The following is a 7,023-nucleotide window of genomic DNA, read 5'->3' on the forward strand; positions in this document are numbered from 1 at the left end:
CCCCCTACGGGGGAAGAATGGTTTTGATCTTAGGTTTTGGGTTTTAAAAAAAGACCGGCAATTCTGCCGGCCTTTTTTGCGATTTTGACGGAGTCGAAATCGGGTCTTTTCTTATCTTGATACTATATAGAAACAACAAGATTTTTAAAAAACAGGTTCAGCCCTTGTCTGTCAAGGCTTTAAAGTGTTTTTGACAGATAAAAACTCCTTCTGCTATTATTAGGTTGTCGAAGCCAAATAATAGAACGCTAGATTACTAGCACAGAAAGGAGTTTTTTTCGTTTGAATTCAGTTGAACATAATTATAACATCCTTGAGGATAAGACCGCAACAGGTAAAAAGCGGGATTGGAAAGGGAAAAAAAGACGGACGAATCTTATGGCGGAGCACTATGAAGCTTTACAGAACAAAACAGGTATACCTTACTATGGCAAAAAAGCTGAGAAATTGTGTAGTTGTGCGGAATGTCTTTCGTTTAAAAGAGACCCGGAGACGGGCAAACTAAAGTTGTATCAAGCTCAGTTTTGCAAAGTGAGGTTATGCCCGATGTGTGCCTGGCGCAGGTCGTTAAAAATTGCTTATCACAATAAATTGATCGTAGAAGAAGCTAATCGTCAGTATGGATGCGGATGGATTTTTCTCACGTTGACCGTTCGAAATGTTAAAGGTGACAGTCTGAAACCTTCGATTTCGGACATGATGAAAGGGTTTAATCGACTTATGAAATACAAAAGGGTCGATACAGCGGTACTTGGCTATTTTAGAGCTTTAGAGATTACTAAAAATCATGAAGAAGATACATATCATCCGCATTTTCATGTGTTATTGCCTGTGAAGAAAAGTTATTTCGGCAAAAATTATATCAAGCAGACGGAATGGACAAGCCTTTGGAAAAAGGCGATGAAATTGGATTACACCCCAATTGTTGATATTCGTCGGGTGAAAGGTAAAGCCAAGATTGACGCTGAACAGATTGAAAACGACGTGCGGGAAGCGATGATGGAGCAAAAAGCTGTTCTTGAAATTTCTAAGTATCCAGTCAAGGATACGGATGTTGTGCGCGGCAATAAGGTGACGGAAGACAATCTGAACACGGTGTTTTATTTGGATGATGCGCTGGCAGCCCGTAGGTTAATCGGATACGGCGGTATTTTGAAGGAGATACATAAAGAGCTGAATCTTGGTGATGCGGAGGACGGCGATCTGGTCAAGATTGAGGAAGAAGATGACGAGGTTGCGAATGGCGCATTTGAGGTCATGGCTTACTGGCATCCTGGCATTAAGAACTACATAATCAAATAGAAAAGCAGATTCCCTTGTGGAATCTGCTATTTTCCTTTTGGAAGAGTGTAATAAAGAACGACGCTTAAAACCAAAAAGATGATAGGAATGATAACTAAATTGCTGGCGAGCAGACTTTGATCAATCGTGCTTTCTTCTGTATCGACTGTTGAAGCAATCAGTATCACGTCTTTGAGACGGTCAAACACTTGAAGCAAAAAAAAGGAAAAAAGACTTAAAAACAATGAGATGACCGAGTATTTAATACGCACAATTACACACTTCCTCCTATTTTTTTGAAAAATTTTCTGAATTTCCAGTCAATTACATGTATAATAGCATGGAATGCCAAAATAAAGAAGGAGGATTTATGCTTTGAAAGTAGGACAAAGGAAGCGTTTTAAAGGGCTGTTTAGCAAATTGTTGGTGCTGAGTTTGGTTTTTGTTTTGGCTTTACCGATTTACTCAATATCTGCATCGGCTTCAGAATCAATTGACACCGAGAATGTACATCCTGAATTCGATGGAGCTACTGAGGGGAGTGTTCTTCAGCAAGCTGTATCTGGCAATGAAGACTATGAGGTAGTGGACGTTACTTATATCCCAGAATCTCAAAATGATGAAAAAGCATCTACACAAGCTGTTTCAACTTGGTGGGAGACAACAAGAAAAGACTATCAAGGTATTAAATATGGCGGTTGGAAAACGCTAGTTGAACGGAACTCAGGGAATTCCGGTTCAATTACAATTAAGTTCACTAAAACCCGTTCAAACTCATATTCGGGTCAATTAAAGGTTGCTAAAAAGGTAATGGATGCTTTTGTGGGTTTTGACATAAAGAAAGAATATCAGGTATCTGTTGACGATCAGCATACTGGGCTAAGCAAGAAAAAAACGTATTTGGCTCAATACAGAACAAGAAATAAAGAGTGGAAAGTTACACAAACACAGTACGAGTTAGAAAACTGGACTGGGAAGAAACGAAAAGTAGGAACGAAAGTTATCACTGTGAAAAAGCAGGACGGTTTTAATACTCGGGTAAAAGCAAAATAAAGAAAGAGAGCAGGCTTGAAGCCTGCTTTGTTATCGTTCCATTTCGTAATCACGGCGCCGTCTTTGAGGGCGCTGTTTTTCTTCTTGTTGCTGTTCTTGCTCTTTAGTCCGGCGGCGTTTCTTTTCTGTTAATGGGATAGATGGTTCAAGCTCGATCTCCTCTGCAAGCTCCTTCAAAAAATCGCGGCTTTTGCTTCTGCCTTTGGATCTCTCAAACTGTCGTTCTTTCTCCTGTTCAGCAAAGCTCTGCAGATCCTTCAAGTGTGACGGATACAGGCCGACTTGTTTGCCGTCCTGGTTGTATCCTCGGATGACAATGTGAGCGTGAGGGTGTCCTTTGTCATCGTGTACGGCAGCTATCCAGTCCAGTTTGACGTTGTGTTTACCCTCAAAGCGATTCATCGTATCTCGGACTAATTCTTTTAAATCGGTGGCGAACCGTCCCTGTTCATCTTCGCTTAATGAAATGACGAGTTTATGACCGACTACGCCACGCTTTGGCTGTTCATTCAGCTTTTTGAAAAACTCAATCCGTTGAATTTTATCTTGCGCAGCTGTAAACAGTTCCGGCGGTGTCCGGTGATGATCCCGGTCAAGTTCTATGTACTTGATATGCTCTTTGATATGGGTGATCGGCTTTCCGCCTTTGCTATGACTGGCGAATCCGAGGGATTTCACATGAGCGACCATTATCTTCGCCCCTGCTTATACTCTTCAAGTAGCTTTTCATTGCTTTTGAGTCGGTTGTAATTGGCAACAAGAAAGTCCACTTGATTCTTATATTCAGATGATTCTGCTTGCAGAGAGCGTACTTTTTGGACTAACTGGTCATTCTGTCGGTGTGCGTTACCGACCTGATTTAGTCTGCTGTTTGATTCTTCTTGGACGTCTTGATAGTCCCTCCGCAGTTCTTGATAGGCTTTTTTGTACTTCTCCAGTTCTTCTTTTTGTGCTCTGTTCATGTCGATTAACTTTTCCTGCATGACCTCTAGGTTTTTGTTTTCTTGCATAAGAGAGCTGATTTTTTCAGCTGATTCTTTATCTAGTCGAGTCCGCATTCTTTGGGCGGCAATGCTGCGCATCTGTTCCCGGAGTTGTTTTGGGTTGTGATCTTCGAAATAGTCATCAAATATGTGTTCCAAAACGATACTGCTGTATGTAGTTTCGTAACTGGATTTGGCAATGAGATTTCCGACTCGTTCAACGGTTTGCTTTCCCATGTCTTCAACTCGTTTTTCGATCCTGTCGATCAGAGCTTGCTCGGTTGCGGACAGCAATGAGCTTGCTTCGACAGGTTGGACTTGGTGAGCGTGATACGCCCGAATGGCGTGTTCGATCAGCAGTCCAAATTTGGTTTCCGATCCGAAGTCTTTTTTCGCGAGCTTGCGACCGAGCGAAACGACTTCTGGATCGAGTCGGACGGATTCTTTTTGACGTGCGACCATGGTTTTTCGACCTCCAAAAATTGAGTGATTAGCTCAATTTTAGAGTGTCGGACGGTGGGGGTCAAGGGGGAGGGCGTGCCATCCCAATTGCGGAGTGTGTCGGAAACATTGTGTCCGACACTTTTAACTCCGCCTCTCCCACCTAACAGGTGCGGGGAATGCCATTTTCCACAGATCGGGCAGGCTCCGAGCGAGGACAAAATGGCTTGCTGAAATGGAGGGCTGCGGGACGATCCGGCAGGGAGTCTCGCACCCGAAATGGAAGCAAAAAAGAGGGCTGAACAGGGAAGAGTAACGAGGCTCACCCTGTTCAGCCCTCTTGGGTTTTATGGCAGGCAATGGGCGAGTTCATTCGCCCGCCTGACATTGGCGGACTTGTCCGCCAACGGGTAGAATGGATAGAAAAAGGAAAGGTGGAGAATACATGACATATCGTATTGTGGGCGAGCTGGAAGGGACGGAAATTACGTTCACGAGCACACACCCAGACGGAGAGAAACGAGAGGATATATTTGAGACGCTTGAGGAAGCGGAGGATGCTTTGAATACCTTGAAAATGTCTCTGCCTGATGGAACAAAATTGACGATTGAACCTGCGGTATAGAGACAAATGATTGATTTTGAAACGGCTATGAGACAAGTGAGAGCAACCCTTTGCTTTGAGGGCTTAGTGCTGACTGAAGAAGAGGAAAAGCTTTTAGAAAGGCGGTTTCATGGAGAAATCACAGAAGAAGAATACATCCGAAAAGCGCTGGAGCTGTCTTATCTCTAAATGGGAAAGCGGGCGATTTTGGCGTGAGTCAACGGTAACCGGACCGTAGGGAGGATTAAGGAGTTGACTCATTCAGCGCCACCCGAACCCTTTCAGCACTCAAACAAACCCGTTTGTTTGACGCCAACCGGCGAGGGAGCCCCCCGAAGAATCGGGGGGTTGGGGGGATTGAAATATTGGCATCCAACGGCCGTCCGTTGGTGGGTTTGGGCAAAGCCCAATGAAGTCACTTTAATTCTTTGTGTAACTCGTTGTTTTGATCGAGCAAAATGATTCCTTTGAGGCTTCGTTCCGGATAATGCCGCGGTAAGTTGAGCTGCGGATCAGAGAGCAGTTCTTTCATTTTCTTTTTTGCTTCAGAGAGTGTTTCGATTTTCAATTTTGGTTCCTCCGGGTTTTTTATTAATACTAACATGAGGGATGAAATGAGAAATACCTCTGAGAATGCCCAGATTTGTTTCTGAGGGCTTTTAATTAAAAAAACGACCTTATGGAAGGGGATGTCCTTAAAATCGAATATAAGGGCATTTAAAGCATTTTAAAATAAAAAAGCAGACTTCTGAGAGTCTGCTTTTTTATTTTTAGCCCAGTGCACCATTTTCAGCAACTTGAAAATCCTTTGATATGCCTAAATATCCGTTTTCCTTGGTCCCGAAATGGTTGCTTGATACAAGAAGCAGTCCAAGGATGGCAGCGGTAATTAAGACAGTACGTCTTTTCATAATAACGCCTCCGATAGTGTGGGATTTAAACACTTTTAGATGAATTTGATTCATTGTACCAATCCCGATGTTCTGGGTTAGAACGGTCTAAAAGGATAACCCCGTCTTTATTTGATTTTAATTTGTCAGCTGAAGTCCAGACTTTTTGACGGTCTATTTTCAGCTGCGGGAACGCTTTTTCAAGAGTTTGCATGTTAGATGGCTACTGGTTGTTCTTGAATGGAGACTCCACCTTCAGCAATTTTGCTACTGCTCGTTAAGGCGGGAGAAGCCAGCAGTAATGCTGAAACAGTTAGCAGACTGAACAAAATCGTTTTTTTCTTCACAATAACACCCCCGTGTTAAATGGTTACTGCCCCTTCGGCAATTTTAATGGGGTTACTCAAAGAGGTTGTATTGTTTACTAAAGGAGTGGCCAGCAATAATGCTGAAACAGTTAGCAGACTGAACAGAGCGGTTTTTTTCATAGTAACGCCTCCGATATTTTGAGAATTTTGTTTTTGACAAAATGCCCGTGTTTAAAATAATATGCGGCTTTTTCAAAGTCATCCTTACTCTCATAGTATACAGCAATTTCCATTGAGAGATCGGCTGTTTCTGTCCAAAGCTCCATTTTTTCGAGGATATCGATATTTTTCCTCACCTCTGGGTCATTTTGTTCTGCATACAAAGCGTATGCAAGTTTTAATTTCGCCAAATACTCCTTTTCTCCTTCGTCTTCGGCCTTTTTCAGAGCCTTTTCATACCATGTCAGGGCAACATCGAAAGCCCCTAATTGAAACAGAACTTTGCTTAACATATAAGTGGAGCGGACGGCGACAAACGACTCTAAATGTTCAGGGATTTTCAAGGCCTGTTTGAAGCAGTTCGAAGATTCGATGAACATTTTTTGTCGTTCAAAACAGACACCAAGGTTAAAAAGAGCCAAACTTTCGGTGTATCGGAAGCTGTTTGCTTTTGCTGCAGTTTGCGCGTTCTCATAGTGTTCCTGAGCTTGTTCAGGAAGCATCAAGTCAAGCTTATTTGCTCCTAACATCATTTCACAGTTAATCGTTTTTTCTTTATAGGTCTCATGCGCTTTAAATGTGTCGTATGCGATTTTAGCGTGGGTCATCGAGAAAACATTTTGCTTTATTTTGTAGTACGCCTTACACAGATAGTAATGAAATTCAGCTTTTTCAATTTCATCAGGTATCTTTTTCAAGCGTTCTTCAGCGATTTTATAGTACATGATGGCTTTGACATAGCGCTTTTGATGAAATTCATACATGCCGGAGAAAAAATAAAAATAATAGTGAATCATGTCATCGGTGTTATCTTCTAAGGCTTTGGCTTTCAGATTGTCCAGTAATTCGCCGGATTTGTTGTAATCCTCTGTCATGAGCTTATAACGAGAGTCAATCAGGTTGAAGTACAGTAATACGGTTTGATTCTCTTTCATGTTTGGAAACGTGTTTTCGATCTCTTCCCTCATGGCTGCGGCTTTAGAAAAGTCATGTTGTTTGATGATTTTGTACCAATCGTTTATGGCTTGTCCGACTTCTTCGAATGCTATTGTACTCAACTTTCACCAATCCTTTCTTAATTCTTTATAACTGCAAGAAATGTAAACATTTGTATTCCGAATTATCTCAGACTGTTAAATGAATGTGAAGAATTTTCCGAAAAGTTAACCGGAGATAGAAATGTCACTGACTGGATGTGTTGACTGCGTGTTGAAAGAAAAGGTCATGTGTTGACTGTGTGGAGG

The 7,023-nt window shown here is 42.2% G+C and carries 7 protein-coding genes; 3 read left to right on the forward strand and 4 right to left on the reverse strand.

Features of this window, described 5'->3' with window-relative positions:
- Positions 1–282 precede the first annotated feature (282 nt).
- Complete coding sequence (locus ACFVQ0_RS37075) at positions 283–1,302, forward strand: protein rep (protein WP_376621148.1); 1,020 nt, start codon at positions 283–285, stop codon at positions 1,300–1,302.
- Positions 1,303–1,656: 354 nt separating this feature from the next.
- Positions 1,657–2,334, forward strand: coding sequence for a hypothetical protein (locus ACFVQ0_RS37080; RefSeq protein WP_376230662.1), 678 nt, complete (start codon positions 1,657–1,659; stop codon positions 2,332–2,334).
- 30 nt (positions 2,335–2,364) lie between these two features.
- Here the strand turns inward: ACFVQ0_RS37080 and ACFVQ0_RS37085 are convergent, their stop codons facing one another.
- Both ACFVQ0_RS37085 and ACFVQ0_RS37090 read right to left on the reverse strand, forming a co-directional pair.
- Positions 2,365–3,012 (reverse strand): relaxase/mobilization nuclease domain-containing protein, encoded by a 648-nt coding sequence (locus ACFVQ0_RS37085; protein ID WP_376296083.1) that lies wholly within the window; start codon positions 3,010–3,012, stop codon positions 2,365–2,367.
- A gap of 11 nt (positions 3,013–3,023) precedes the next feature.
- Complete coding sequence (locus tag ACFVQ0_RS37090; protein WP_376230659.1) at positions 3,024–3,779, reverse strand: hypothetical protein; 756 nt, start codon at positions 3,777–3,779, stop codon at positions 3,024–3,026.
- 424 nt (positions 3,780–4,203) lie between these two features.
- Between ACFVQ0_RS37090 and ACFVQ0_RS37095 the strand changes: the two genes are divergently transcribed.
- Complete coding sequence (locus ACFVQ0_RS37095; protein WP_198699002.1) at positions 4,204–4,383, forward strand: hypothetical protein; 180 nt, start codon at positions 4,204–4,206, stop codon at positions 4,381–4,383.
- Between the two features lie 394 nt (positions 4,384–4,777).
- Here the strand turns inward: ACFVQ0_RS37095 and ACFVQ0_RS37100 are convergent, their stop codons facing one another.
- Together ACFVQ0_RS37100 and ACFVQ0_RS37105 are read right to left on the reverse strand one after the other, a co-directional pair.
- The gene (locus tag ACFVQ0_RS37100; protein WP_270354913.1) at positions 4,778–4,930 is read right to left on the reverse strand and encodes a hypothetical protein; all 153 of its coding nucleotides are present in this window, start codon (positions 4,928–4,930) and stop codon (positions 4,778–4,780) included.
- An 806-nt stretch (positions 4,931–5,736) separates the two neighbouring features.
- A complete protein-coding gene (locus ACFVQ0_RS37105; RefSeq protein WP_376621139.1) occupies positions 5,737–6,837 on the reverse strand; it encodes a hypothetical protein in 1,101 nt (366 codons plus the stop codon).
- Between the last annotated feature and the right edge of the window lie 186 nt (positions 6,838–7,023).

Source organism: Streptomyces sp. NPDC057900 (genome assembly GCF_042887885.1).
GTDB lineage: Bacteria > Actinomycetota > Actinomycetes > Streptomycetales > Streptomycetaceae > Streptomyces.